Below are 26,110 nucleotides of genomic sequence, written 5' to 3' on the forward strand. Positions count from 1 at the left end.
CGCCGTGACCGCAAGCACCACCGCCGAGCCGCAGGCCCCGGCGCCCCGGCAGCGCAGGCTGCGCACCGAGATCCCCGGCCCCGTCTCGCGCGAGCTGCAGGAGCGCCGTCTCGACGCCGTCGCCGCCGGAGTCAGCTCGGTGTTGCCCGTCTACGTCACCTCCGCCAGCGGCGGCCTGCTCACCGACGCCGACGGCAACGTCCTGATCGACTTCGGCTCCGGCATCGCGGTGACCAACGTCGGGCACTCGGCGCCCGCGGTCGTCGACCGCGTCCGCAAGCAGGCGTGCTGGTTCACCCACACCTGTTTCATGGTCACGCCGTACGAGGGGTACGTCGAGGTCTGCGAAGCGCTGGCCGAGCTGACGCCGGGCGACCACGCGAAGAAGTCGGTGCTGTTCAACTCCGGCGCCGAAGCCGTCGAGAACGCGGTGAAGATCGCGCGCACGGCGACCGGGCGCCAGGCCGTCGTCGTGTTCGACCACGCCTATCACGGCCGCACCAACCTCACGATGGGCATGACCGCGAAGTCGGTGCCCTACAAGCACGGCTTCGGGCCGTTCGCGCCCGAGGTCTACCGCGTGCCGGGCTCGTACCCGTACCGCGACGGCCTCTCCGGCCCCGAAGCGGCGGCGCTGGCCATCGACCGGATCGAGAAGCAGATCGGCGGCGACCAGGTGGCCGCGGTGGTGCTGGAGCCGATCCAGGGCGAGGGCGGGTTCATCGAGCCCGCGCGCGGCTTCCTGCCCGCGATTTCGGCGTGGTGCCGCGAAAACGGCGTCGTGTTCGTCGCCGACGAGGTCCAGACGGGCTTCTGCCGCACCGGATCCTGGTTCGCGTCCACCGACGAGGACGTCGTGCCGGACCTGATCGCGACGGCCAAGGGCATCGCGGGCGGCCTGCCGCTCTCGGCGGTCACCGGCCGCGCCGAACTCCTGGATTCCGTCGGCCCGGGCGGCCTCGGCGGCACGTACGGCGGCAACCCGATCGCCTGCGCCGCGGCGCTCGGCTCGATCGAAACCATGCGCGCCGAAGACCTCGCTTCGTCGGCGAAGCGCATCGAAGGGGTTGTCCTGCCGCGGCTGCGCGCGCTGGCTGACGAGACCGGCGTCATCGGCGACGTCCGCGGGCGCGGCGCGATGCTGGCCGCGGAGTTCGTCAAGCCCGGGACGACCGAACCCGACGCCGACCTGACCAAGCGCGTCGCCGCGGCCTGCCACCGGGCCGGCGTGGTGGTGCTGACCTGCGGCACGTACGGCAACGTCGTCCGGCTGCTGCCGCCGCTGTCCCTGTCCACCGACCTGCTCGACGAGGGCCTCTCGGTCCTCGAGCACGCTGTCCGCACGGAGGCTCGCGCATGACTTTCCCCTTCTGGGTCGCCGGAAAGCCGGTGGCCGGCGGTTCGACGGCGGACATCCGCCACTCCTTCGACGGCTCGCTCGCCGGGTCGCACTTCATACCGTCCACTTCGGACGTCGAGGCCGCGGTGCAGGCCGCGCACGAAGTCCGCGACGAGTTCGCGACGCTGCCCGCGCACGTCCGCGCCGGGGCGCTGGACCACGTGTCCCGGGCCTTGGGCGAGCGGTCCGAAGAGATCGCGGCCCTGATCACGGCGGAGTCCGGCAAGCCGCTGAAGTGGGCGCGCGGCGAGGTCGGGCGCGCGGTCTCGACGTTCCGCTGGGCCGCCGAAGAGGCGCGGCGCTTCTCGGGCGAGCTGCAGCGGCTCGACACCGACCCGGGCGGCACCGGCCGGCTGGCGCTGGTCCGGCGGGTCCCGCGCGGCCCGGTGCTGGGCATCACGCCGTTCAACTTCCCGCTGAACCTGGTGGCACACAAGGTGGCCCCGGCGATCGCGGTCGGCGCGCCGATCGTGCTCAAGCCCGCGCCGGCGACGCCGCTGACGGCGTTGCTGCTCGGCGAGGTCCTGGCTTCCACTGATCTACCGGCGGGCTCCTGGTCGATCTTGCCGGTGGACAACGAGACGTCGTCTCGCCTCGTCGAGGACCCGCGGCTGCCGGTGGTGTCGTTCACCGGCTCGGTGCCGGTCGGCTGGGCGATCCGCGACCGCGTGCCGCGCAAGCACGTGGCCCTGGAACTGGGCGGCAACGGCGCGGTGCTCGTCTGTCCGGATTGGACGGACCTCGACTTCGCGGCGCAGCGCATCGCGACGTTCGCGATGTACCAGGCGGGGCAGTCGTGCATTTCGGTGCAGCGGGTGTACGCGCACACCGATGTGTACGACGCTCTGGTCGAAAAGGTCCTTTCGCAGGTCAGCGCTTTGCGCACGGGCGACCCGCGTGCGGAGGGTGTCGACGTCGGCCCGATGATCAACGACGACGCGGCGGCTCGGGTTTCTTCCTGGGTCTCAGCCGCTGTTTCCGCCGGCGGAAAGCTGTTGACCGGCGGCTCGCGTTCGGGCGCCACCTTCGAGCCGACAGTGCTCGCGGACGTCCCGGAAGACGCGTCGGTGATGGCCGACGAGGTCTTCGGCCCGGTGGTCTCGCTGATCCGGGTGGCGTCGGTGGCCGAGGGGATCGAGCGGATCAACGCGTCCCGCTTCGGCCTGCAGGCGGGCGTGTTCACCCGTGACCTCCCGACGGCGTTCGAGGTGTCGGCGGCGTTGCAGGTCGGCGGGGTGCTCGTGGGTGACGTCCCGAGCTTCCGAGCCGATCAGATGCCGTACGGCGGGGTGAAGGACTCGGGCGTGGGCCGCGAAGGCCCGGCGTCGGCGATGGCGGACTTCACCGAGGAGCGGGTCACGGTCCTGACGGGATTGACGCTCTGAAATCGCTCGCCGCCTGCTCGGTCCCGGCGTAGGTTCGGGCCCGGCAGGGAGGGTTCATGACACTGGCACGCAAGGGTTCACGGCTCATCACCGTCGACGGCACGGACTACCGCTGGACGGTCCGCCCCAAACCGACCTACACGCAGGGGCTCGGCTCGACGATGACCTTCGCGGTCGAGCTCGCCGAGCGGCCCGGCGCGACGCTGGTCGTCGACACCGGACGGCCGCGGCCGGACAATTGGCTGCACCTGGCGACCGAGCCGGTCCGGCCGGCCGAGGTCGCCGACGGCGTGCGCGCCGCGCTGGCCCGCGGCTTCGACTTCACAGCCCGGCCAGTGCCTCGGTAAGAGCGGCGTGGGCCTCGACGAGTGAAGGTCCGTACCAGGTGAGGTGACGGCCCGAGACCAGGACGTACGGCACGTCCGGGAAGTGGTCCGGGCCGTCCTCCTCGGTGAAGAGGTACGGCTCGTCCGGCAGCACCAGCAGGTCCGCGTCCGCCGTGAAGTGCGCCCGCAGCTCGTCCACGTCCGGCCGCGGGTAGCGCTCTTCCGACGCCGCGTAGACGTTCGTCACGCCGACCCGGCGCAGGACGTCGCCGCCGAACGTCTCGCGGCCCAGGACGATCCACGGCTTGCGCCACACCGGGACCACCGCGTGGAACCGCGCCGGCCGGACCTCGCGCCAGACCTCCTCGGCCTCGACCAGCCAGCCCGGCTCCTCGAGCTCGTACGCCTGGGTCAGGATCCGCCGCAGCGACCCCAGCGCGGCCGGGACCGTGGCCGACGCGGCCATCACCCACACCGGGATCCCGTTGGCGCGCAGGCGCTCCACGTCCTCCGGGCGGTTCTCCTCCGAGTTCGCCAGCACCAGGTCCGGTGCCAGCTCCAGCACGTCGTCGAGCTTCGGGTACTTCGAGCCACCGACCCTCGGAACGTCCAAAGTGGATGGATGCGTGCAGTAGTCGGTGGCGCCCGCGAGCCGTCCCGGCGCGCTGACCTCGACCGCTTCGGTCAGCGACGGCACCAACGAAACAACGCGGGAAGCCGGGCCGCCCAACGGCACCGGCTCCCCGAGGTCATCGACGAGATGCGTCATGCGCGTTCGAACGACACCTTCCGCTTTTCGACGTCGACCGCGGTCAGCCGGACCCCGATCCGCTCCCCCGCGGTCAGCTTCTCCCCCGCGCACTTCGCCATCACCGTCGGGTCCTCGACCAGGATCTCCGCCTTGTTCTCGTCCGCGCGCAGCACCACCGCGCTGAACTCGCCGCCGATGTGCTCGGCCAGCACCCACGCTTCGACCTGGTCGATGCACGCCCGCTCGACCTTCGCGGCGAGCGTGTCCGACGCCGTCATGCGGTCCGGGACGTCCGCGAGCGCCGCCCGCACCCACTCCGGCACCTCGCGCCCGGCCGAGACGGCGAGGCAGATCTCCGTCGCGAACCGGTCGACCAGCCGCCGGATCGGCGCCGTGACGTGCGCGTACGCGCCGCCGATGCCCGCGTGCGTCGTCAACGCGGGCAGCTCACCGTCGAACGCCGTGTAGCCCGCACCGCGCAGCAGGCGTGTCGTGTCGGCGTAGAGCGCCATCGACGCCGGCTGCCCGGGGTCCAGCTGCGACAGGAACTCCGAGACGGTCTCCTCCCGCGCCCAGGCGATGCCCAGCGCTTCGGCCGACCGGCGCAGCCAGTCGACGGCTTCGGGCTCCGGATCGGGCAGCGTGCGCAGGACGCCGACCTTCGCGTCGATCATGATCCGCGCCGCGGCCATCCCGGTGAGCAGCGAGATCTCGGCGTTCCAGGCGTCGACGGCGGTGCGCGGCCGGCGGGCGAGCACCCAGCCGCCGTCCGGGTCGCCGCTGATCTCCTGCTCCGGCAGCTGCAGCTCGACGGCGCCGCGCCGGACGGCCAGCTCGCGCCGCCGCCGTCCGAGCTCCGGCAGCGCGGCCACCGACGGGTGCGGGTTCCCGGCGTCGAGCGCGGCTTGCACCGTCTCGTAGTCGAACTGCTCGGTGGACCGGACCAGCGCGCGGCGCACCCGCGTCGACGTCGGTTCGCCCGCTTCATCGGTCTCGATGGTCCAGAGCACCGCGGGCCTGATCTCGCCGGGCAGCAGGCTCGCCGCGCCTTCGGACAGCACCGGCGGGTGCAGCGGGACGTTCCCGTCGGGCAGGTAGAGCGTCTGCCCGCGCGAGCGAGACTCCCGGTCGAGCGCGCCGCCGGGCGGGACGAACGCGGCGAGGTCGGCGATCGCGTAGTGCACGCGGAAGCCGTGCGCGGTCCGCTCGACGACCATCGCCTGGTCGAGGTCCTTGGAGCCGGGCGGGTCGATGGTGACGAACGGCAGGTCCGTCGCGTCTTCACGCGGCCCGGCGCTCGCGAGCGGGTCGAGCACCGCGGCTTCCGCCTCGGCCAGCACCTCGGGCCCGAACGACTCCGGCAGCGAAAACTCGGCACGCAGGGGGCCGAAGTCCCCGCCCGCCGAGTGTGTCCTGATCACGAGGGGAGGCACCCCCCAACCCTAACCCTCGAAGGGCCCGATGATCGCCCGATCGGGCGCGGGCCGGTCGGGTGTACGTTGACTTCCGCAATAATGAAAACCGTCTTCATTTCCAGAAGGAGCTCCGACCGTGAAGATCGCGTTCGTCGGCAAGGGCGGGAGCGGGAAGACCACGCTGTCGTCGCTGTTCGTCGCGTACCTCGCCGACGCCGGCCTGCCGGTGCTGGCCATCGACGCCGACATCAACCAGCACCTCGCGGTGGCGCTCGGCGCGCCCGAGGAGGAAGCGCTCGCCTGGCCGACGCTCGGCGACAACATGGCCCTGATCAAGGACTACCTGCGCGGCGACAACCCGCGGATCGCGGACGCGGCGTCGATGATCAAGACGACACCCCCGGGCCGCGGCTCGCGGCTCGTCCGGCCGTTCGAGGACAACCCCGTGTTCGAGGCGTGCTTCCGGCAGCTGGGCGGCGTGCGGCTGGGCGTCACCGGGCAGTTCGACGAGGACGACCTGGGCGTCAAGTGCTATCACTCGAAGGTGGGGGCGGCGGAGCTGCTGCTGAACCACCTGGTGGACGTCGAGGGCGAGTACGTCGTCATGGACATGACCGCGGGCGCGGACGCGTTCGCGTCGGGGCTGTTCACGCGGTTCGACGTGACGTTCCTGGTGTGCGAGCCGACGGTGCGCAGCGTGGGCGTCTACCGCCAGTACGCGGACTACGCGCGCGACTTCGGCGTGCGGCTCGTGGTGGTGGGCAACAAGGTGACGGACGCCGAAGACGTCGAGTTCCTGCAGGAGCAGGTCGGCGGGGCGCTGCTGGGGTGGATGTCGGCTTCGCGCCACGTACGCGCGGCGGAGCGCGGCACGGCCCGGCCGATCACCGAGCTCGAGCCGCGCAACCTCTCGACGCTGCGTTCGATGCAGGCGGCGGTCGACGCGGAGCAGCGCGACTGGGCGCGCTACCAGCGTCAAGCGGTCGAGTTCCACTTGCGCAACGCGCGGGCGTGGGCCGGAGCCGACCTGGCGTCCCAGGTCGACCCGGAGTTCGTGCTGGGCCCGGGGCTGTCGGTTTAGTCGTCGGCGTCCTCGGCATCGGCCCGCCGGGTCCGTTCCCGCGCGATGTCGAGGGCCCGCCGGGCGGTGGCCTCGTCGGGGTACGGGCCGAGCAGGTCGATGCCGCGGCTGCGTTCGAGGTGCTCGACCTGGTTGGTGCGGGTGTTGTAGTACCACCCCTGGTCCGGGTTCGGGTCGTTCGCCATGGTCCTAGATTCGCATCCGCGGGCCCGGCTGTCAGCGCTTGTACCGGTACGGGATCTCGGTCGGCGTCCCGGTGGGCCCGAAGTCCGGAGTTCCTTCGTCGTCATCCGGCGCGGCGGGCTGGTCGCTGAACTCGTCGAACCAGCCGCGCGGAGTACCCCGGGGCGGGGTGGGGGGTTCTTGACGGGAGGGCTGAGGGAGGGCGGTATCCCGGCCGGGAAAGACGGGAGGCGCCGAGTTCGGGGGGACGGGGGGTGTGGTGCCGGGGCCGGGGAAGACCGGGCGCGCGGGGGCGGCGTGGCGGGCCGGGAAGGGTTGGGGGGTCGACTCGGGGCCGGGGAAGACCGGCTTGGAGCGCGCCGGAGGGGCGGTCTGGCTGGGCTGAGCGGGCTGGCCGGCCTGGGCGGGCTGGCCGGTCTGGCTGGGCTGGCTGGGCTGAGCGGGCTGGCCGGTCTGAGCGGTCTGGCTGGACTGAGCGGGCTGGCCGGTCTGGCCGGTCCGGATGGGCTGGCTGGGCTGGCTGGGCTGGCTGGGCTGGCTGGGCTGGCTCCAGGGAGGGTTGGTCGCGGCTGGGGGCTGCGGTTGGCCGGGGTGTTGCTGAGGGCCGGGCGCCTGCTGTTGGGCAGGTGATTGCTGCGCGGCGGGCAGTTGCTGACTCGGCTGCTGCTGCGCGGCAGGCGGTTGCTGACCCGGCGGCTGCTGCTGTACGGCGGGCGGCCGCGGTTGCCCCGGCGACTGCGGCGGCGGGCCAGCCGGCGGTTGCTGGGTCGGCGGCTGCGAGCCGGCAGGCGGTTGCTGGGCCGGCTGCGGACCGGAGGGCGGTTGCTGCAGGAGAGGCGCCTGCTGACCGGCAGGTGGCTGCTGCCCTGGTGACTGCGGCTGCACCGAGGGCTGCCCGGACACTTGCGGACCGCCAGGCGAGTAGTGCTGCGCCGAGGCCGATCCGGCAGGCTGCTGCTGGCTCGGAGGCCGCGAACCGGCAGCGGGCTGCTGTTGGGTCGGCGGTTGAGGGCCGGAAGGCGGTTGCTGTAGGCCGGGTGACTGCGGCTGCACAGCAGGCGGCTGCTCACCGGGCGCTTGCGCATCGCCGGACGAGTGGTGCTGCGCTGTGGCCGAGGGCGGCGAGGATCCGGCAGGCTCCTGCGGCGGCGGAGCCGCAGGAGCCGATTGCGGCATGGCCGACGGTTGTTGCTGGACCGTCGGCTGCGGACCGCCAGGCGACTCCGGCACGTCAGGCTGCTGGACCGCGGCTGGCGATTGCGGCTGCGGCTGCGGCACCAAAGGCGCTTGCGGCTGCGATACGGACGGCACGTCAGGCTGCTGCGGCTCCACCGCAGCAGGCTGCGATTGCGGCACGGCCGGCGGATACTGCGACTGCGGAACGCCAGCCGACTGCTGCGCGGCCGTAGACGACTCCGGCACGACAGGCTGCTGGACCGCGCCCAGCGATTGCGGCTCCTGCCCAGCGGCAGGCGACTGCTGCGCCGACGATGCGGCCGGCGACTGGGACACGGCAGTCGGTTGTTGCTGCGCCGCCGACGGCGACTCGTCGGGCTGCTGCTGTCCGGCCACGGGCGGCTGCTGCGCCGAAGGCACCTGCGATGCGGTTGGCACGTCCGACTCCGGCGGCGACGCTTCCTGCACGGCTGCCGAGTGCGGTGCCTCGGGCGGCTCCACCAGCTGCGCACTCTCCGACGGCGCATCAAGTGACCGCTGCTCCGCAGCAATCACTTGTTGCTGCGCCTCGGCATCAGGAGAGTCGGGAGCGCCGCGCTCGGCCGAACGCTCCTCATCGGCGTCCTGCGGTGTTGTCGGCGGCTCCGCCGGGAAGTCAGGCGCAACCGACTCACGCTTGGACGATTCCGGCACAGTCCCCTCGGCCTGAACTGCCTCCCATGGCTTCGGTTCGCTCGGCGCCGCATCAGGCTCGTGTTCGGCCGGCGCGGGTTCAGGCGCCTCTGCCTCGTCCCACGGCTTCGGCTCGGCTGATTCCGGCGAAGACCCCGCCGGCTCGACCACATTCCAGGGCATCGGCTCGGCCGGCGAAGCCGAAGCCGATTCCGGCTCCGCACCCACCTCCGGCTCGGGCCGGAGCGCGGACTCGGCAATCGACGGATCCGCCACCTCTGGCCTGTCCGGCCGCGTCTCCGCAACCGGCTCCTCCGACCGAGCCGCGATCTCAGGCTGTCGCGGACTGGACTCCGTCGTCGGCTCGTCGACCTCCACCGAAAACGCGGAAGCCCCACCCGGCGACCCACCAACCGGACGCTCCTCGACCTCCGGAGCCGCGTGACGAGCCGCCCGCACCGGCAGGTCCGATTCCGCCGCCACCGACCACTCGCGATCGTCCGGCTGCGGCCGTCCGCGGGACTGCTCCTGGCTCCACGTCGAACTCACCCCCGAAGCGGACCGCCCCGGTGGCACGTGCTGCTGCGGTGTCCCCGGTACCGATTGCGCCGGCGGGGGCGGGTGGGGCACCGTCCGCCACACCGGGGCCGGCCCGATGTTCATCGGGGCCGGCGCCTGACCCGGCCGGGCGGTGCCCGGGGGCGGCGGTGTGGGACGCGCCGCCGGGCGGGGGATCGGGTCCAGGGATGACACCAGCACCGACGTGTTGTCCGGGTCCTCGACCTTCCGGCCGCTCCGCTCGCGGTAGACCATCTCGCCGTCGGCGTCCATCTCCACCAGGTAGCCCGCCTCCGCGAGCTGCTCCTCGTCGAGGTCCGCCAGCCTCTCGTAGCGCGAAGGCACCACCCGGTAGATCGGCCAGGCCAGCGACGCGTGCTCGGCGTGGAACTGGGCCAGCAGCGCCGCCATCTGGTGCTGCCACGGCAGCGACATCCCCTCCGCCAACGACCGGGGCAACACCACGTACCCCGGATCGACGCCGGGATAGCCCTGGCCCAGCTGGTCGGCCAAGGGCGTGCTGGACGCGGGGCGAGCCGACTGCCGGGCCGGCTGGGGCGCGCCGAACAGCGCCGCCGGGTCCTGGGGCTCGCCCGAACCAGACTTGCCTCGCTTGCCGAATTTCCGTCCCACGTGCTCATCCTCTGCCAGTACGCGGCCACCTGCTCGTGGAAGCGCCGCGACGTCGGGTGAATCGATTCCGCTGTCGGCCGGATCTGCCGGCCCCGGTCGTGCCCTGGGCCTTCAACCCATGCTAAACGCCGGGACGGACGGCCTGCGGCACCACTTCGGCCTCGTCGAACGAGAACGCCCGTGTGTGCACCGGGACACCGGTCTGCTGCGCCTCGACGATCTTGCCGTCGCCCAGGTACATCATCACGTGGTGGATCGTGTCCGGGTTCGACGGGTCGTTGGCCAGGAACAGCAGGTCACCGGGCTGCGCCTCGCGCACCGGCAGCAACGCGCCCGCGTGGTACTGGTCGCGCGAAACGCGCGGCAGGATGATCCCGGCCGACTCGTACGCGCGCAGCATCAGACCCGAACAGTCGTACGAATTCGGGCCCGTGGCGCCCCACACATAGGGCTTACCCTGCTCGCCCAGCGCGAAACTGATCGCCTTCCCGGCGGCCTGGCTCGGCGGCAGCAGCTGGCCGAGGCCGGTGCCGCAGGCGACGACGTCGACGACCTGGCCGACGTTCTCCACCAGCGTCGCCGCCATCGGTTCCCACTTGTGGTAGCGGTCCGGGAAGCCCGAGCGCTCGACGGCCTGCGCCGCGTCACCCGGGCGCTTGTTCTCCCAGTCCGGGACCGCGAGCAGCACGTCGTAGAACTTGTTGACCGCGTAGGTCGGGTTGGTGACCTCGGCGATCGAACCCCAGCCCATCGACGGGCGCATCTGGAAGATGCCCTGGGAGTCGCGGTCACCGTAAGTGAGGTTGTGCAGCCCGGACTCGGTCATCCCGGCCTGGATCGCGACCTGCCACGCGCGCGGCGCCAGCGATCGCTGCTTGCCGATCGTGATGATCAGCGCGACGGTCCCCTTCTGCTCGTCGTCCAGCTTCGACGCGTCGACCGTGCCGCGCTCGCCCTCGCCGGGCTGGGTCGGCCCGACCGAGGCGTCGCAGCTCATCAGCGACACGCCGTGGGCCTGCGCCTGCTGGTTGTCCATGACGACTTTGGCGGCGACGGCGGTGACGATCAGGGCGCCGATCGCGACGAACACGACCAGTCCCAGCCACAGCCCCAGCCGCCGCACGGTCAGCTCGCCTGGTCGTAGTCGGCGACGCGCCAGCCGGCGTTGGTGTTCACGACCGTGATGGCCAGCTTCGGCCCGTCGGTCGGGATCGTCAGCTGCACCGAGCTGCTGTACGACGTCCCGACGACGGGCTCACCGGTGACCTTCGTCGCCGGGATGTTCGCCGGGTCGACCGACGCCATCACCGGCAGGTACTCCTCGGTGGTGAACGGTTTCAGCTTGGCCAGCCACTGCTCGGAGGTGATCCCGGCCGGGTGGTCGACCCAGGCCGCGGCCCACTCCTCGGCGACGCGGACGGCGTCCCCGTTCGGCGCCGCCGTCGTCGGGGTGGCCAGCGGCGCGGACAGCCGCGTCGGCAGGTTGGACGTCGGCACCGGCGCCGCGACGCCGGGCGGGGTCGCCGTGACGGACGTGGTCGTCGTCCCTGTCGGAGGCGACGCCTTGGCCTGCGGCTTGCCGACCACCTTCGGCAGCACGATGCCGAGCGCGGTGACCAGGATCGCCAGGAAGACCAGGGTCCCCATCAGGTGGCGGGGCGAGCGCAGCGGCCAGCCCCACAGGCGCCGGTAGACCGCGGCGCGGCCGCGGTTGGTGCGGATCGGCATCGGTCACCGCCCCATGACTTGGTCGGTGTCCCGGGGTTCTTCGCGAACCTCGATGCCCCGGGACGGCCGGTACAGCACGAAGACCGGCTTTCCGGCGACGACTTCGGGGTCGACGCGCCGGGGTTGCGCCCGCACGCCCGGGGTCCGCGGCACGTCCTGCGGCGTGTAGTCGCTGAAGCCGGACTCGGGGGTGCGCAGGTCGGACGGCACGACGACGGGCTCGGGCTCGTCGGTCCAGCGGCGATCGGCCACCGGCGAGGTGTCGACGCGCCGGCTCTCCTCTCGCCGGGTCGTCGGACGGCCGCCCGCGCCGACGACGACGTAGTCGCCGGAGTCGCCGCCGGCCGGGTTGTACTGGCCGAACACCGGTGCGCCGGGGCGGCCCCCCGCGGGCAGCGCGCCCGCGGAACCCCCGCCGACGGCCCCCGGCCAGGCGCCGGACCAGGCCGCGGCCGGGCGGGACGCGCCCGAGGTGTTGTCGAGCCGCTGGGAGTTGGCGAAGATCGTGGCCTCCGGCCGGAACCGGCCGCCACCGTGGGTCGCGCCGAGCGGGCCGCGCTGCTCGCCGTCGACGACGTCGTCGGTGTCCCGCACGTTCTGCCAGAACTCGTCCTGCGGCGTCGGGCCGGTGCGGTTGCGCTTGAAGCGGGAGAAGATCCCGCCCCCGGGCGACGGCACGGCGGCGCCGACCATGCTGACCGACATTTCGACCATCTGCCACAACCGCCGCACCGGGCGGCCGACCATGAACAGCAGCACGGTGATCAGCCCGGCGAGGACCATCTGCGTGAGCATGTTCAGCGAGTTGCCGGCGTCGAAGATGGCCTGCAGCAGCAGCGCGTGCACCCCGGCGAGCACCGAGAGCACGACGAGGTTGAAAGCGACCCCGCCGGCGACCTTGAGCACGCGGCGCAGGATCTCCGGGTGCAGCAGGGCGACGAGCCCGATCAGCGGCGCGGTGAGCGCGAAGAGGCGGATCAGGACCTGGGCCAGCAGCACTGACGCTTTCGCCAGGAGCTGGAAGAGTGAGTAGACGAGGGCCTGGCCGAGGGAGAGGAAGCCGGCACCGGTGCGGCCGCCTGCTTCGCCGGTGAAGTAGCCGGTGGCGGGGCCGAGCTTGGTGGAGATGTCCTTGTAGGCGTTCTTCTTGCCGTCGATGACACTTTGGTTGGCGTCGTCGCCGTTCACCAGCTGGTTGCGGGTGAACGCCTGGGCGTCGAGCAGCGGCTTGCCGTACTGCTCGGCCTGCGGCGCCGTCGGTGTGCCGAACTCCCCGCGCAGCCAGTTGTTGTAGACGATCTGCGTGTGGAGCTGGGTGGGCAGGATGTCGCGGACGATCCGGTCGCCGCTCTCGTCGACGAAGCCCGCCTGGATGTTCGTGGTGGTCTGGACGATCGCTTTGTCGATCGGGTCGAAGTACCGCAGCATCGCGAGTGACGACGCGGCCAGCCAGATCCCGGCCAGCGCGTAGAGCGCCCGTTTGCTGACCGCGGCCAGGTCACCCCGCCAGATGTTGCGGAACATCATGATCGACAGGATGAGCGCGACCAGGCCGAACAACTGGGCGTAAATGTTGTTGTAGACCTTCTCGGCGCCCGACTTCACCGCCGCGTAGATCGGGTTCAGCAGACCGCCCTCGAGCACCGTGTAGTGCAGCGAGTTGGTGGCACCGACGATGTTCTTGCCCAGGCTGAACAGCTGAGTGCCGCCCCAGGTGTCCAAAGTGGACCCAGCCGGGGTGAGGCTGATCCCTGAGCAGTCGGTCTCGAAGGTGTTCCAGACCATGCCCGCGTAGCCGTAGTCGATGTAGGCGCTGTTCGGTTCGCCGTGGCCCTCCGGCGGGTCGATCGCGCCGACCATGCCGGCCCCCGGACGCTCCGGGTTCGGCGCCTCGCCGCAGGCCGCCGCGCTCGCCGCGGGCGCCGTGGCGATGGCCTGCAGGCCGAGGACCAGCATGACGGCGAACATCGTCGCCTTGCGGCTGGGGACGCGGCGCGCCTTCGGGCCTTCCTTGAGCCGGCGTTTCAGCGCGTGCCAGGCAGCGGCCAGCGTCAGCAGCACCGCCAACGTCAGCAGGGTGTTCATGCGGTCGCCCGCGTGGGTACGGCCGCCCGCGGGGAACGGCAGGCCCGTCCCTCGCAGCCGGGGGCGGTGCGGCTACTTCGGGTCCGGGCGGCGTTCATGCGGCGTCCCGGCCGGTGCCGCCCTTTCCACCCGTGCGGGCGTGCTGCTGCCCGCCGTGACCGTTGGACCCGTTGGCACCGTTGGCGCCGGGCTGCTCGACGCCGCCCTCCACTTCGCCTGTCTCGGACGCCAAGGGGTCCGGGGCCCCGAGGAGGTTCTCGTCGGCCAAGCCGACCTCCAGCTCTGCCGCCAGCTCGAAGTCCTGCTCCAGCTCGATGTCGTCCTCCGGCGGGGCCGCCACGAACGGTTTCCCGTCCGGCGACGTGTGCGGCAGGGCCAGCTCGTTGCCCGGGCGGCGGGGCTTCTCCGCGTCCTTCGAACCCGGTGTCGTGTCCATGACCGCCCGGAGGTGGTCCAGGTGCGGGCCGGAGAAGTCGACGCGGATGCGCTCGACCCCGCCCGCGCCGTCGCCGAAGATGAACTGGCGGGGCTCGATGTCGCGCTCCAGGCCGCGTTGCTGCGCGCCCGGGCGGCGGCCCAGGGCCGCGACGACCTGCTCGTACCCCACGCCGACCGGCACCTTCAACAGGCGCAACGCGTCGGCCTGGGCGTCGTCGTCGTCCAAGCGGCCGACGAACACCGAGTCCAGCAGGGTCACGAAACCCTGGATCTTCAGGAAGTCCGCCGGGATCTGGGACGACAGCAGGACACGGACGTTCCACTTGCGCGAGTCACGCGCGAAGCGGTTCATCAGCACGCGGCCGGTCGGGACCTCGGACAGGAAGAACGCCTCGTCGATCCAGACGCCCTTGCGCATCTCCTTCGGCTTCTCGTACACCGACCGCTGGGTCAGCCACGCCGCCAGGTTCAGCATCTCGACGCCGAGCGACTCCGCGTCCGTCCAGTACTCGCGGGGGACGCCGTCCTTCGGCAGGGTCAGCCCGGCCATCGTCAGCACGGTCAGGCGGTCGTCGCGGGTCTCCGAGTACGGGTCCGCGTCCGTCTCCGGGATGAGCAGCGCCATCCGCTCGCGCATCTCGTCGAGGAAATCCGCGACGACGCCCGCGTGCTCGTGGTGCTCGCTCGAATCGCGCCGGAGCGCGTCGATCACCTGGCCGGGGTCGGCGTCGAACCGGCCGCCGACCGTGCGGACCGCGCGCAGCAGCACGATCCGGGTCTGCGCCATGCGCGAGACTTCGTACGGCAGGACACCGCTGAGGACGTCCAGCACGAGACGCCGTCGCGTCGCACCCGCCAGGGCCTTCTCCCGGCGCCACGAGCGCTCGGGGTCGTCCTCGTCCATGAAGTGCTCGATCAGCGGCTCGGCGACCACCCGGTACGGGTTCAGGATCCCGGGCTGGGCGTTGAGCAGGTTGATCGGCCGCGCGTAGGGCCGCAGCTCCGGCAGGTCGCACAGCCGCGACAGCGGGCCGGACGGGTCGAGGACCGTCCAGCTCGCCCCGGCCCGCAGCGTCTTGTAGACGATGCCGCCGCCGAGGAACGACTTACCACCACCCAGACCGGCGACCATCGCCGTCAGGCCGGAGCCGTCGCGGATCTCCTGGGCCATCCACGGGTCCCAGGCCACCGGGCGCCGGGTCGCCGTGCACGTCTCGCCGAGCAGGATGCCGCGGCGGTCGCCGACCTCCGCGGTCGCCGTCGGGACCGCCGAGGACGCCCAGACCACCGAGCCGCGGCGCATGTACGCCGCCGAGGCCAGCGGCTCGCCCGGGATGAACTCCCGGGCCAGCGCGTACTGGGCCTCGGGATGCTCGATGGCGATCTTCGGCTTGTAGAGGTCCAGCAGCTGCTGGGCCAGGCGCAGCGCGTCGCGCTCGGTCGGACCGGACACCGCCAGCCGCCACCAGGACCGCACGCGGGTGGCGAGCGCGGTGAAGCCCGACGTCATCTCGTCGTCGATCTCCAGCACCCGCCCGGCCTGCCGGTTGAGCGACTGCGGTGGTTCCAGCTCGTGCTCGTCGGTGTAGTGCTTGACCTGCGAACGGACCTTGTTCATCTGGCGCTGCAGCTCGCCGGCGACCTCTTCGGGACGCCGGACGTAGATGCGCGCGGACACCTCGACGGCGGCCGGCAGCCGGTCGGCGTGCTGGATCCACGGGTCGTCGACCTCGGGGATCTGCAGGCCGTGCATCTGCCCGACCGTCAAAATGGCCAGGTGCCGCGAGACGCCGGCGTTGGAGCCGGTGCGGCCGCGGACGGTGACCGTCGGCGCGTACGGGTCGGCGTAGTAGTCGGCGGCGTCGGTGAAGCTGGCCAGGTCCTCGGGCTCCCAGGCCGCGCCCGGCACGGCGGGCATGTTCCGCGGCGCGGGCAGGCCCAGCGAGCACGAGCGGTGCATCAGCCAGGACATCTCCTCGGCGTGCACCGGACGGCCTTCCAGCCCGGCGCTGCCGATGACCTGGTCGAGGTGCTCGACCTCGGAGTCCAGCGCGGTCAGCTCGGCGTCGACGGCCTCGGGCAGGATCTTGCGCAGCACCGGCGCGGCCCGCTCGACCGCGCGGTCGACCATCCGCCGGGTCTGCACCTGGACCCCGATGTAGACCTCTTTTTCGGCCATCGAGCGGCCCATCAGCTGCTGCTGCTCGCCGATCAGGTAGTCGTCGAACGACAGGGCGCCCGAGACGTCGCCGGGGCGGCCGTGGGCGTTGTAGACGTGCGCCTCGGCCCACATCCGGATCGGGTACGGCCGGTTCGTCACGCGCAGGTGCAGCCAGCGGCCCTGCAGCTCGGAGTACTGGCCGGCGATGGCCGCGACGAGGTCGCGCCGCTGCGAGTCCGAGCGGAACGACCAGCGCTGCGGCGCCAGCCGGTACCAGGCGTAGACCTCGACGCCGGTGCGGACCAGGTGCCCGTCGATGCTGCGCACCGCGATCGACGGGGTGTACGCGGGGATCGCCTGCTCGCCGGTCAGGCGACGGCCGTTACCGCCGCCCGAGCCGTTCCGCGCCGCGCGGACCTGCTCGGGCGGCTGCCACGCGCCCGAGTGTGCGTCCCGACCCCGTTTTCCTCGGCTACCGCCGCGACCGAACAACGACTACCTCCCGGCCCGAGCCGCGTTGCCGCGGCTCCGGCGCGCTCGTGGTGTTCCCTGGACCGCAGCACCCGGCGGCCCGCCGTGGTGCTGGTACTGCCGCTTCCGGCGATGTTTCGGCAGCGGGCGCTCGGCCCGCACCCGGACGCGGCTGGCGCTCACGGCGCCGCCGGTGCCCGTGGTCCGCTCGCGGGGGGTGTTGAGCTCGCGCCCGGCCATCGAGACCACGGTGCCCAGCGGGCGTTCGTGGCTGATCTTGGCCGTGAGCAGCCGGGTGATCACGATGGTGGCGATGAACGCCCACGCCGTCGAGAAGAACCCGAAGCTCCACCCCGCCCAGCGTTCGACGCCGAGGACGACGAAGAACGCCGGGATGCCGATGAGCCACGCGACGTAGCGGGCTCTCCAGGGAAAAGTCGCTTTCGGCGGGCCGAGCCACACGGCGTCGACCCGGTAGACCTCGTCATCAGTCCTGATGCGCACGCGGGCCCGCCTCTCAGCCGGTGAACAGGCCGGCGATCCACTGGCCCACGTTCACGCCCGCGCCGCTGACCGCGAGACCGATGATGGCGAGCGCGATGACCACGCCGGCGAGCCGCCGCATGACACCGGCGTTGTCGCCCTTGCCGCCACCCAGCCAGAGAAGAAGGAGGGCAACGGCCAGCAGCACCAGGGGGATGACGTTGTCGAGCAGCCACTGGCGCACGTTTCCCGTGCCCAGCTCGCCGGCGGCCAACGTGTCGAGGGTGGTCAAGGTCATCATCGCGTTACTCCCGGTGCGCGGTGGGGGCCGCGCGGTTCTGGCTCAGGCGGTGCTTCGAGCAACATCATGGGGGCTACGAGGGGTAGTGGTCAAAGCGCGCTGCGTAAATAACGGCTGCCTTGTCAACCGGTGTGGCGCGCACGGCACACGAAAACTCCACGCCCCCATCATCGCGGCAAGGGCCCTCGGGTTAAAGCCCGGGCACCCATACTTCTCAGTGTGCTGACGAACTCACCCCATTGCCCGGGATTTGTTCACTGTGGGTACTTGCACCGTGGCCGTTGTGCGGCCTGGAACAGTGTGACATGACCCGAACGGTCCCGTCGCGCGAGTCCGCTCCGTGACCGCCCTCCGGCCGGTCGGCACCCATGTCGATCTTGACCGCTCGTACTGTCCGTCACACGGCGCTCAGAACCTCACACGATTTTCACTACATAGCGTGATCTTGGTCCTCAGGAGCGGCGCTTGGCGAAGACGCCCTCCGGGAACGCCCCGGCCGCGACCACGCGGCGGGTGAGGTCCCGGCCGAGCTCCTCCAGCCGGGCCGTCTTCTCCGGCCCGAGGTGCTCCCACGGCCCGCGCGCGGCGGCTTCGGTGGCCGTCTCGACGCTGTCCCGCACCGCGGCGCCCTCCGCGGTGAGCGCCCCTTCGCCGTCGAGGATCCCCCGCTCCCCGAGTCGCTGTCCGGCGGCGGTCCACTGCTCGTCGCTCCAGCCGCGCGTCAGCTTGGCGGCGTCGACGGTGAACCCGTGGCCGGTGGCGACGTGCGTGACGAGGGCTTCGACGCCGCTCAGGCCGTTGAGGAGGAGGGCGGCGATGTGGCCGTCGCCGCGGTGCTCACGCAGCAGCGTGATGGCGTGCCAGAGCGCGAGGTGCGGCGGCTCGGGCCAGTCCAGCCCGGCGTGGGCGGCGTAGAGGGGACGTCCTTCGACCGTGCACCCGGCGGTCGCCTCGCGGGCCAGCTCGGCAGCCTCGACGACCTGGTCGCTCTTGAGCTCGCCTTCGCCGAGAAGCCGGGTCAGGGCTTTGTCGACGCCTTCGAGCCGGGCCTCGAGGACCTGCTCAGGCGTCGCGAGGGTCCAGGCGCGCGGGATCACGCGGGCGACGACCTCGGGGTTGAAGTTGTAGAAGGTGGCGGCGACGACCTCGGGCCCGACCGCGCCCATCGCGGCCGAGCGGCCGGCGAAGTAGGGCATCCGCCCCGGCCGCAGCCCGATGCCGGTGAGGGCCTGATCCACCTCGGGCGCGAAGTACGCCAGAGCGTGCAAGGAATCGAAGGCCGACTTGAACCGCTTCTCGTCACCCGCCATAGCGGCACCCTACTACCGAGTAACCACCGGCGGAACCGCCCACGGCGCGTGATCAGGCCCGTGACTCGCGTGATCGGAGCCGGAACTCGCGTGATTGAAGCCGTAACTCGCGAGTTCCGGCTTCAATCACGCGGATCACGGCTCCGATCACGCGGGTCCCGTGGCCGATCACGCGGCCGTTTCGGGTACGTGAGGCGGACGAGCCGGCATGTAAGCCGGATCCTGTTCCCGGGTCGCCTTGCGGCTCGCCGGGCGGCGGCCATCCATCTCGGCCTGCCGTCGCCGGCAGGCTCCAGCGGCCTACCCGCAGGCTCGGACGGGCCGTCCTCGAACGCCTGCGCAGGAGCTCGCGCTCCCTCTTGGCCTTGCTCCGGGTGGGGTTTACCCAGCCGTCCCGGTCACCCGGGACGCTGGTGGTCTCTTACACCACCGTTTCACCCTTACCGCGGCCCTCGCGGGCCGAGGCGGTCTGTTTTCTGTGGCACTTTCCCGCGGGTCACCCCGGGTTGCCGTTAGCAACCACCCTGCCCTGTGGAGTCCGGACTTTCCTCGGACCGGGTCGCCCCGGCCCGCGACCGCCCTGCCAGCTCGTCCGCGGAGCAGATCGTAGCTCAGTACCCGGCCGCCGCCCGGCTGTGGTGGCGGAGGCGCTCGGGTTCCGGTGGCCGCTGCGGCGGGACGATCGACGGCGCCGGGCGCCGACGGGCCAGCTCGGCCGTCCAGTGCAGCACCGCCGCGGGGCTGTCGAGGCCGATGAGCCCGACGAGCCCGCCGTCGCGCACGAAGCCCGTGATCGGCCGGGTCCCGGACACCGGCGACTCCAGCAGGACCGTGTCGCTCCCCAGCATCGGCCGGCCGGCGACCTGGATCCGGACGCCGTGCTGTTCGGACCAGTACCTCGGCACCGGCGTGTACGCCGGCGAACACGAAGGCCCGGAGAGGAGGTTTTCGGCCGCCGTGCGGCTCATCTCCACGGCGTTGAGCCAGTGTTCGTCGCGCCGCGGCGTGGCGTCGTAGCGGAGGTTGGGCCAGCGGGCGACGTCGCCGGCCGCGACGATCGTGTCCGAGCCGAGGACGTGGCAGGTCGGCCCGCAGACGACGCCGTCGTCGAGGGGCAGCTTCGCCCCGCGCAGCCACGACACCGCCGGGACGCTGCCGACGGCGACCACGACGCACGCGACGTCGATCGCGCGGCCGTCCGCGAACTCCAGGCCGACGGACGTCGTCCCCGGCCGCCACCGGCGGATCGTGGTCCCGAGCTCCAGCCGGACGCCGCGGGCGGCGTGCAGCGCGGTGAGCCAGTCGCCGATGTCGGGGCCGAGGACGTCGGCCAGCAGCGCCCGCGACCGGCCGATGAGGACGACGTCGCGGTCCATCTCCCGCAGGCTCGAAGCGACTTCGCAGCCGATGAAGCCGTCGCCGATGACGGCGACCGTGCCGGAGTTGGTGGCGAGGGCGCGCTGCAGCGCCGTCGCGTCGGACAGGGTCCGGACGACGACGACCCGCGGGTGGCCGTGCGGCGCGCCGGGCATCCGGCGGGGTTCGACGCCGGTGGCGATGATCAGGCCGTCGTAGCGGAGCTCCTCGCCGTCGAGGTGGACGACCTGCCGATTCGGCGACAGCGCGGTGACCGGGGTGTCGAAGTACCACTCGGCGTCGACCTCGAGGGGGTCGGCGAGCAGGGTCTGGGCCCGGCTGACCGCGCCGGTGAGCAGGCTCTTGGACAGCGCCGGGCGGTGGTAGGCGATGTCGGGCTCGGCACCGAGGACGACGACTTCCCCCTCGAACCCGAGCTCACGCAGCCGTTCGGCGGCGCGCAGGCCGGCGAGGCCGGCTCCGGCGATGACGATGCGTTCGCTCACGAAGTGGCTCCCAACAGGTGGATGGCTCGCATGGGACAGGCGCGCGCGGCCGCGCGGACGTTCGGTGTTTCCCCGGTTCCGGGGCGTTTCTCGTACTCCAGCTGCCCGTCGTGGCCGAGCTGGAAGACCCCGGGCGCCTCGGACTGGCAGACGCCGTACGCGTGGCAGAGGTCGCTGTCTACGTCGATCCGCAACGAGTCGGGCTCGGGTTCTTCGGGGGCGGGTTCGATCAGCCCGGCCCGGACGAGGGCCGACGCGGGCAGCACCCGCAGGGCCGACAGCACCACCGGCGGCACGAGCAGCGTGATCCCGGCGAGCCAGACGACCGACAGGTGCCCGCTCGAGACGGCGCCGAGCCACGCGTGCACGGCGAGCAGCCCGATGGCGAGGTAGCCGGCCTGGTGGAAGCGGAGCCAGCGGCCTTCGCGCGCGCCGCGGCGCAGGCCCGCGGTGACCGACACGGCGATGACGAGCTCGAGGCCCGCGATGCCGAGCGCGTGCCTCGGCGTGCCGTCGTAGAACGGGAGCAGCAGGTCGGCGACGCCGAACGGGTCGTCCTCGAGGAAGAGGAACGTCAGCCCGTGCAGGGTGCCGGTGGCGAGGGTGAACGCGGCGAGCAGGACGTGCCCGGCGCGCAGCGCGTCCTGGCCGCTGAACCGGCGGACCCAGCCGGTGGCGGCCAGCACGCCCCAGCACAGGGTCAGGCACATGCAGAGATAGGTGAGACGGCCGGAGAGCGCGGCGGCCTCGGCGATCCCGGTGTCGTGCGGCGACACCGGGAGCAGCGCGGCGGACGGGGACATGGGCGGGGTTACCTCCGGGTGCGCGGCTGGGTCCTGCCGGGGGTTCCGAGCAGGCGGAGCAGGCCGAACGTGGCGACGGCGGCGAACGCCACGAAACCGGCCCCGAGGGCGAGGTCGCCGGTACCGAGGGTGTCGTCGGTGCCGTCTTCGGTGGCGGAGACGAGCAGGGAAGTGGTCTCGGCCAGCCCGGTGCTCTCGAGGAGCGTCAGGTGGCCGAGCGAGGTGTCGACGGCGGTCTGGGCGAACGCGCGGACGTCGTCGTCGCGGGTGCCGGCGCGGACGTCGGAGGCGAGCGCGAAGAGGGAGCCGTACTCGGCGCGCACGCGGTTGACGTAGACCCGGTCGAACGCGTCGCCGGAGTCCGCCGAGATCTCGCCGGCCCACGCCCGCTCCTGCGCGGTGGGCCCGGTGGGGAGGGTGACCGCGAGCCGGTCGGCGACCGCGCGCAGGGCGACGTCGAGGCGGGCCTGGTCGTCGGCGATGCGGACGGCGACCGCGCGCACGCGCCGGTTGGTGGCGCGGTCGGCGGCGAGCCTGCTCGCCGGCGTGGCCCACAGCGTGTGCTGCTTCAGGCGCGTCAGCAAGGTGCGGTCGGTCTGTTGCAGCTCCCCGGCGGACGCGGGCAGGGCGCAGCCGAGCACGAGCGCGGTCGTGGCGGCGAACAAAGCCACGAATCGGAACGGCATCCCCGTTGTCCCTTCGCGAAGTACGTCTCAACGGGGGTTACGGAAGAACGGCGTTCACCGGTTCTCTCCGTCACCTTTTAGTGACTGTGATGTACATCACAAGACACAATTTGAACCGACCAGTTCGTACGCCGCAGCTAATGGGGCAGGGAAACTAATGCATATGGCCTATTAAGTGGTTTTGCGCTACGCTCCGAAGGCCCCACGGTCCGCCAGTCAGGTGAGGTTGCAAGCTTTATGGAAGCACTGGGCAGAGAAATTCGCGGCCACGTCGGCCACCCCTCGTCCGCGATCGCGGTCGAAGCGCGCCCCGACGCGGCGGACGACCTCGTCCCACTGCTGTACAAGAACTTCCGCGCCACCCTGTTTTCGCAGGTCCTGGCCCTGACCAACCACGACCGGCAGTGGACCGAAGACGTCGTGCAGGAGACCATGATCCGCGCCTGGCAGCACTCCGGCACGCTCGAACGCGAGCCCGGAATGCTGCGCGGCTGGCTGCTCACGGTGGCGCGCCGGATCGTCATCGACGGCTGGCGAAATCGCCGGGTCCGCCCGCAGGAGGTCGCTCTGGAGATCCCGGAAAACGCCGAGTCCACCGACCGTGCGGACAGTTCGTTAGCCGCACTAACGATTAGCCGGGCGTTATCGGAACTGGATGAAAAATATCAGTCCGTAATCGCCGAGACATACCTCGCCGGAAACACCGTCCGGCAGGCGGCGACAAATCTGGGAATTCCCGAGGGAACCGTGAAATCGCGGTTGTACACGGCGATGCGGCAATTGCGGAAGGCGCTCGGGGAAGTAGCGGTGCGATGAAGGGGAAGCACCGCGACGCCGCGGCTTACGAACTCGGCGTCCTCGACGATCCGGAAGAGTTCGAAACGCACCTCGGCGACTGTGCCCGGTGCCGGGACCTGCTCACCGGGTTCCACCCGGTGACCGCGGCCCTCGAGGAGGCGGCCCGGCTCGGCTACCTGCCGGGCGGCGGTTCCCCTCGCGGTGGTCCGCCGGTCTCCGGCGGCTCAGCCGGTACCGGTTCCCGGGGCTCGGGTGCCTCCGTCGATCACGGCCCCTCTTCCTTCGGCAGCGCTCCCGCGTTCGAGGCCGGCTCGTCCCGCCCCAGCTACCCGCCGCCGAGCGGGGGTGCGGGCCGGAAGCCGTGCGTGTTCACCGGACGGCGGGGACCGGCCGCCGGCGCGCTCCTGCTGCTCGTACTGGGCGTGGCCGTGACGATCGGCTGCGCGGCCCGGCCGGCCGTCGCGAGGACCTGGTTCGCATCCACTGCGTCCATCGTCTCCCCTGCTCAGGTGGTGGCCGGTACCGGCCATGACCTGCGGGATCTCCCGTGGTCAGCCGGTTTCCAGTAGTCTGCCCCAACCCAACATGAAAGTCCTTACGGTGGATACCGAAGTAAATTCCGAGCATCCCGTCAGCGGGGCTTCGGTACCGAAGCGCCCCACCCCGCGGCTCCCCGGCCGCGAACCCGAGCTCAGCCGCCTGACCAGCCTGTTTCCCCTCGCGCTGGGCGGCACGGCCGCGAGCGCGGTGCTGGTCGGCGAGTTCGGCATGGGCAAGAGCGCCACGCTGCACGCCGCCGCGGCACTGGCCGCGGACGCCGGCTTCACCGTCACCATCGCCACCGGGTCGCGGCTGGAGAGCCACCTGCCCGGCGGGCTCGCCCGCCAGCTGGCCGACGCGCTCTACGACCCGGGCGATCCCCGCCCGAGCTTCGCCGAGCAGTGTGGCCCGGCCGGCGAGAGCGCGGCCCTCGAGCACTTCTTCCGCCTCGTCCGCGACGCAACCGAGCGGGGCCCGCTGTTCCTCGGCATCGACAACGTGCACCTCGCCGACGCCTGGTCGATGCGGTGCCTCGCCTACATCCGGCACCGCGTGCTCGACCTGCCGGTGTTGATCATACTCACCTCCCTGACCGGGCACCCGCCGCACCGCGAGGTGGCGCTGCTGGAGATGGCGGGCTGCACGCCCGCGACGATCACCCTCAACGGCCTCGGCGACGCGGCGGCGGCGGAGGTCCTGGGCCTCGCCCCGGGCGAGCTCGCCACCGCCTGCCGCCAGGCGACCGGCGGCAACCCGTACCTGCTGAACGCGCTGCGGCCGCGGCTGCTGCCCGGCGCGGACCCGCACGAGCTCGGCTCGTCCCTGATCGGCCAGGTGCTCCACACCCGGATGCAGGAGTTCCCGCACGCGCCGGCGATCCTGCACGCGGCCGCGATCCTCGGCGAGGACGCGGGCTTCGACCTGCTGGCCCTGCTCGCCGGGGTGGACGAGCTCGACGCGCTGCAGGCCATCGACACGATGGTCCGGCTGCACCTGCTGCACAACAGCAGCCGCCCGACGCTGACCTTGCCCTTCGTCCGCAACTCCGTGCTGAAGGACATGCCGCAGACCACGCGGGCGGTCAACCACGCGCGCGCGGCGAAACTGCTGTCCGAGACCGGCGCGACGGCCGAGCGCGTCGCCGCGCACCTGCTCGATGCGACGTCGATCCGGATCCCGTGGGGCGTCGACGTCCTGCGGCTGAGCGCGCGCAACGCCGTGTTCTCCGGCCGTCCCGAGCTGGGCGCGCGGTACCTGCGGCGGGCGCTGGAAGAGCGGCTGACGTCGGGGCGCCGGGTGGCCGTGCTGCTGCAGCTGGCCCACGCGGAGTTCCAGCTCGACCCGCCCGCCGCGGCGCAGCGGGTGCGGGAGGCCGTCGACACCATCGGCAACCGCGACACGGCCGCGTTCATCGCGTCGGCGATGCTGCTGTCGCTCTGCGGCGGCCAGGACGCGCGGCTCGCGATCAGCGCGGCCGGCCAGATCGCCGCGCGGCTCGACGCCGGCGGCCCGGACGCCGTGTGGCCGCTGCTGTGCATCACCTACCTCGCCGAGGCCGGCAGCCGGCTCGGCCCGCCGCCGGAGTTCCGCGACTTCGAGGTGCAGTGGGCGCCGCTGACCGACCCGGCGGCGCGGCGCAGCCGGTCGGCGCTGCTGGCGCTCGACGCCGTCCGCAGCGGTGAGTCCTCGCTGGACGCGGTCGGGCACTTCGCCGACGCGTTGACCGGCGACGACGGTGACCTCTTCGAGCAGCACTACTTCTTCACGCTGGCCACCGCGGTGCTCGCGGACGAGCCGGCGCACGTCGACCGGCTGTGCCGCGTCCTCGACGTCGAGCGCGAGCCGTGGGACGTGCACGTGCCGCACGGCGCGCTGCCGACGCTGGCCCGCGGGATCGCGCTGCAGGCCAGCGGCGACCTGCAGCGGGCGAGCGTCCACTTCGAGTCGCTGCTGCGCCGCTTCGACGAGCGCGGCGGGACGACGACGTGCCCGGTCGGCGTGCTGTGCGCGGCGAAGCTCGTCGAATGCTGGGTGGACCTGGGCCGGTTCGAGGCGGCGACGTCGCTGCTGGACCGGATGGACTTCGTCGCGAGCCAGGGCCTGTTCACCCACACCTACCTCCTGTACGCGCGCGGCCGCCTGCGCGTCGCGACCGGGTACACGCGCTTCGGGTTCGAGGACCTGCTCAGCTGCGGACGCCGGCTCGCGCACCACGGCATGCGGTTCCCGGGCTTCGTGCCGTGGCGTGCGCACGCGGCGCGGGCGGCGCTGGCGCTGGGCCAGGCCGACGACGCGGCCCGGCTGGCCGAGGAGGACATGACCGCGTCGACGCGCTGGGGCGCGGACCGGCCACTCGGCACGGCGCTGACGACGCTCGGGCTCGTCCGCGAGGACGACGAAGCCGAGCGGGCGCTGAACAAGGCGATCACGACGCTCAAGTCGTCGCCGGCGCGGCTGCAGCTGGCGACGGCGCTGACCGAGCTCGGCACGCTGCAGGCGCGGCACGGACAGTCCGAAAAGGCCATCGAGACGCTGCGGCAGGCGGTCGAGCTGAGCGAGCACTGCGGCGCACGGCCGCTCGCCCGGCGCGCGGCGGAGGAACTGCGGTCGGCGCGGCGGGCGCTGACGCCGGCCAAGGACAACGAGCACGGCTTGACGCGGCAGGAGAACCGGATCGCCGTCATGGCCGCGCAGGGGCTGACGAACCGCGAGATCGCGACCGCGCTGCACCTCACGCGGCGGACCGTGGAGCTGCACCTGTCCGGCGCGTACCGCAAGCTCGGCATCCCCGGCCGCGCGGAACTCGGTGGCGCACTGGCCAAATCCCAGCGCGGCGGGTGAGTTCCCACCGCGTGGACGCGCGTT

21 protein-coding genes and 1 other RNA gene are annotated in these 26,110 nt (G+C 72.2%); 7 read left to right on the plus strand and 15 right to left on the minus strand.

The features are described 5' to 3' along the window. Window positions 1-4: 4 nt before the first annotated feature. The 3 genes from gabT to AB0C38_RS31635 are packed head-to-tail and all read left to right on the plus strand — an operon-like array spanning window position 5 to window position 3,131. Window positions 5-1,360 (plus strand): 4-aminobutyrate--2-oxoglutarate transaminase, encoded by a 1,356-nt coding sequence (gene gabT / locus AB0C38_RS31625; protein WP_360680546.1) that lies wholly within the window; start codon window positions 5-7, stop codon window positions 1,358-1,360. Continuing rightward, on the plus strand, window positions 1,357-2,784 hold the full coding sequence (locus tag AB0C38_RS31630; protein ID WP_360680549.1) for an aldehyde dehydrogenase family protein: 1,428 nt from the start codon (window positions 1,357-1,359) through the stop codon (window positions 2,782-2,784). Before gabT ends, AB0C38_RS31630 begins: the two co-directional genes overlap by 4 nt. Window positions 2,785-2,840: 56 nt before the next feature. Beyond that, window positions 2,841-3,131 (plus strand): hypothetical protein, encoded by a 291-nt coding sequence (locus tag AB0C38_RS31635; protein ID WP_360680551.1) that lies wholly within the window; start codon window positions 2,841-2,843, stop codon window positions 3,129-3,131. On the opposite strand, the gene AB0C38_RS31640 is transcribed toward AB0C38_RS31635, so the two are convergent. Together AB0C38_RS31640 and AB0C38_RS31645 are read right to left on the minus strand one after the other, a co-directional pair. Beyond that, window positions 3,106-3,879: a helical backbone metal receptor gene (locus AB0C38_RS31640; protein WP_360680554.1), complete on the minus strand. Its 774-nt coding sequence runs from the start codon at window positions 3,877-3,879 to the stop codon at window positions 3,106-3,108. The genes AB0C38_RS31635 and AB0C38_RS31640 overlap by 26 nt on opposite strands. Further along, the gene (locus AB0C38_RS31645; protein ID WP_360680824.1) at window positions 3,876-5,282 is read right to left on the minus strand and encodes an RNB domain-containing ribonuclease; all 1,407 of its coding nucleotides are present in this window, start codon (window positions 5,280-5,282) and stop codon (window positions 3,876-3,878) included. The genes AB0C38_RS31640 and AB0C38_RS31645 overlap by 4 nt, the downstream gene beginning before the upstream one ends. A gap of 130 nt (window positions 5,283-5,412) precedes the next feature. On the opposite strand from AB0C38_RS31645, the gene AB0C38_RS31650 reads away from it, so the two are divergent. Next, on the plus strand, window positions 5,413-6,357 hold the full coding sequence (locus AB0C38_RS31650) for an ATP-binding protein (protein WP_360680557.1): 945 nt from the start codon (window positions 5,413-5,415) through the stop codon (window positions 6,355-6,357). Here the strand turns inward: AB0C38_RS31650 and AB0C38_RS31655 are convergent. The 13 genes from AB0C38_RS31655 to AB0C38_RS31715 all read right to left on the minus strand — a co-directional run bounded on the left by AB0C38_RS31655 (window position 6,354) and on the right by AB0C38_RS31715 (window position 21,907). Further along, window positions 6,354-6,542, minus strand: coding sequence for a hypothetical protein (locus AB0C38_RS31655; RefSeq protein WP_360680560.1), 189 nt, complete (start codon window positions 6,540-6,542; stop codon window positions 6,354-6,356). The two genes, AB0C38_RS31650 and AB0C38_RS31655, sit on opposite strands and share 4 nt — an antisense overlap. A gap of 31 nt (window positions 6,543-6,573) precedes the next feature. Then, window positions 6,574-9,579 carry a hypothetical protein gene (locus tag AB0C38_RS31660; RefSeq protein ID WP_360680562.1) on the minus strand — a complete coding sequence of 1,002 codons (3,006 nt, stop codon included), beginning with the start codon at window positions 9,577-9,579 and terminating at the stop codon, window positions 6,574-6,576. A 121-nt stretch (window positions 9,580-9,700) separates the two neighbouring features. Beyond that, window positions 9,701-10,702 (minus strand): C40 family peptidase, encoded by a 1,002-nt coding sequence (locus AB0C38_RS31665; protein WP_360680564.1) that lies wholly within the window; start codon window positions 10,700-10,702, stop codon window positions 9,701-9,703. Between the two features lie 2 nt (window positions 10,703-10,704). After that, complete coding sequence (locus AB0C38_RS31670; protein ID WP_360680566.1) at window positions 10,705-11,307, minus strand: hypothetical protein; 603 nt, start codon at window positions 11,305-11,307, stop codon at window positions 10,705-10,707. A gap of 3 nt (window positions 11,308-11,310) precedes the next feature. Beyond that, the gene (locus tag AB0C38_RS31675) at window positions 11,311-13,392 is read right to left on the minus strand and encodes a magnesium transporter (protein ID WP_360680569.1); all 2,082 of its coding nucleotides are present in this window, start codon (window positions 13,390-13,392) and stop codon (window positions 11,311-11,313) included. A 94-nt stretch (window positions 13,393-13,486) separates the two neighbouring features. Then, on the minus strand, window positions 13,487-16,483 hold the full coding sequence (locus AB0C38_RS31680) for an ATP-binding protein (protein ID WP_360680572.1): 2,997 nt from the start codon (window positions 16,481-16,483) through the stop codon (window positions 13,487-13,489). 3 nt (window positions 16,484-16,486) lie between these two features. After that, complete coding sequence (locus tag AB0C38_RS31685) at window positions 16,487-16,966, minus strand: hypothetical protein (RefSeq protein WP_360680574.1); 480 nt, start codon at window positions 16,964-16,966, stop codon at window positions 16,487-16,489. Between the two features lie 13 nt (window positions 16,967-16,979). Beyond that, window positions 16,980-17,246 carry a hypothetical protein gene (locus AB0C38_RS31690; protein ID WP_004562703.1) on the minus strand — a complete coding sequence of 89 codons (267 nt, stop codon included), beginning with the start codon at window positions 17,244-17,246 and terminating at the stop codon, window positions 16,980-16,982. A gap of 452 nt (window positions 17,247-17,698) precedes the next feature. Next, a complete protein-coding gene (locus tag AB0C38_RS31695) occupies window positions 17,699-18,556 on the minus strand; it encodes a hypothetical protein (RefSeq protein WP_360680577.1) in 858 nt (285 codons plus the stop codon). A 195-nt stretch (window positions 18,557-18,751) separates the two neighbouring features. Further along, window positions 18,752-19,147, minus strand: an RNA gene (gene rnpB, locus AB0C38_RS31700) — RNase P RNA component class A. 20 nt (window positions 19,148-19,167) lie between these two features. Further along, window positions 19,168-20,418: an FAD-dependent oxidoreductase gene (locus AB0C38_RS31705; protein ID WP_360680580.1), complete on the minus strand. Its 1,251-nt coding sequence runs from the start codon at window positions 20,416-20,418 to the stop codon at window positions 19,168-19,170. After that, window positions 20,415-21,221: a ferredoxin gene (locus AB0C38_RS31710; RefSeq protein ID WP_360680583.1), complete on the minus strand. Its 807-nt coding sequence runs from the start codon at window positions 21,219-21,221 to the stop codon at window positions 20,415-20,417. The genes AB0C38_RS31705 and AB0C38_RS31710 overlap by 4 nt, the downstream gene beginning before the upstream one ends. Before the next feature lie 8 nt (window positions 21,222-21,229). Further along, on the minus strand, window positions 21,230-21,907 hold the full coding sequence (locus tag AB0C38_RS31715; protein WP_360680585.1) for a DUF4142 domain-containing protein: 678 nt from the start codon (window positions 21,905-21,907) through the stop codon (window positions 21,230-21,232). A gap of 237 nt (window positions 21,908-22,144) precedes the next feature. Here AB0C38_RS31715 and AB0C38_RS31720 point away from each other — a divergent pair, with 237 nt between their 5' ends. The 3 genes from AB0C38_RS31720 to AB0C38_RS31730 are packed head-to-tail and all read left to right on the plus strand — an operon-like array spanning window position 22,145 to window position 26,086. Continuing rightward, entirely contained in the window at window positions 22,145-22,723 is a 579-nt protein-coding gene (locus AB0C38_RS31720; RefSeq protein ID WP_360680588.1) for a sigma-70 family RNA polymerase sigma factor, read from the plus strand. Next, window positions 22,720-23,274 carry a hypothetical protein gene (locus tag AB0C38_RS31725; RefSeq protein ID WP_360680591.1) on the plus strand — a complete coding sequence of 185 codons (555 nt, stop codon included), beginning with the start codon at window positions 22,720-22,722 and terminating at the stop codon, window positions 23,272-23,274. Before AB0C38_RS31720 ends, AB0C38_RS31725 begins: the two co-directional genes overlap by 4 nt. A 31-nt stretch (window positions 23,275-23,305) precedes the next feature. Beyond that, window positions 23,306-26,086, plus strand: coding sequence for an AAA family ATPase (locus tag AB0C38_RS31730; protein WP_360680594.1), 2,781 nt, complete (start codon window positions 23,306-23,308; stop codon window positions 26,084-26,086). Window positions 26,087-26,110 lie beyond the last annotated feature (24 nt).

Source organism: Amycolatopsis sp. NPDC048633 (assembly GCF_040650695.1).
In the GTDB taxonomy this organism is placed as follows: Bacteria; Actinomycetota; Actinomycetes; order Mycobacteriales; family Pseudonocardiaceae; genus Amycolatopsis.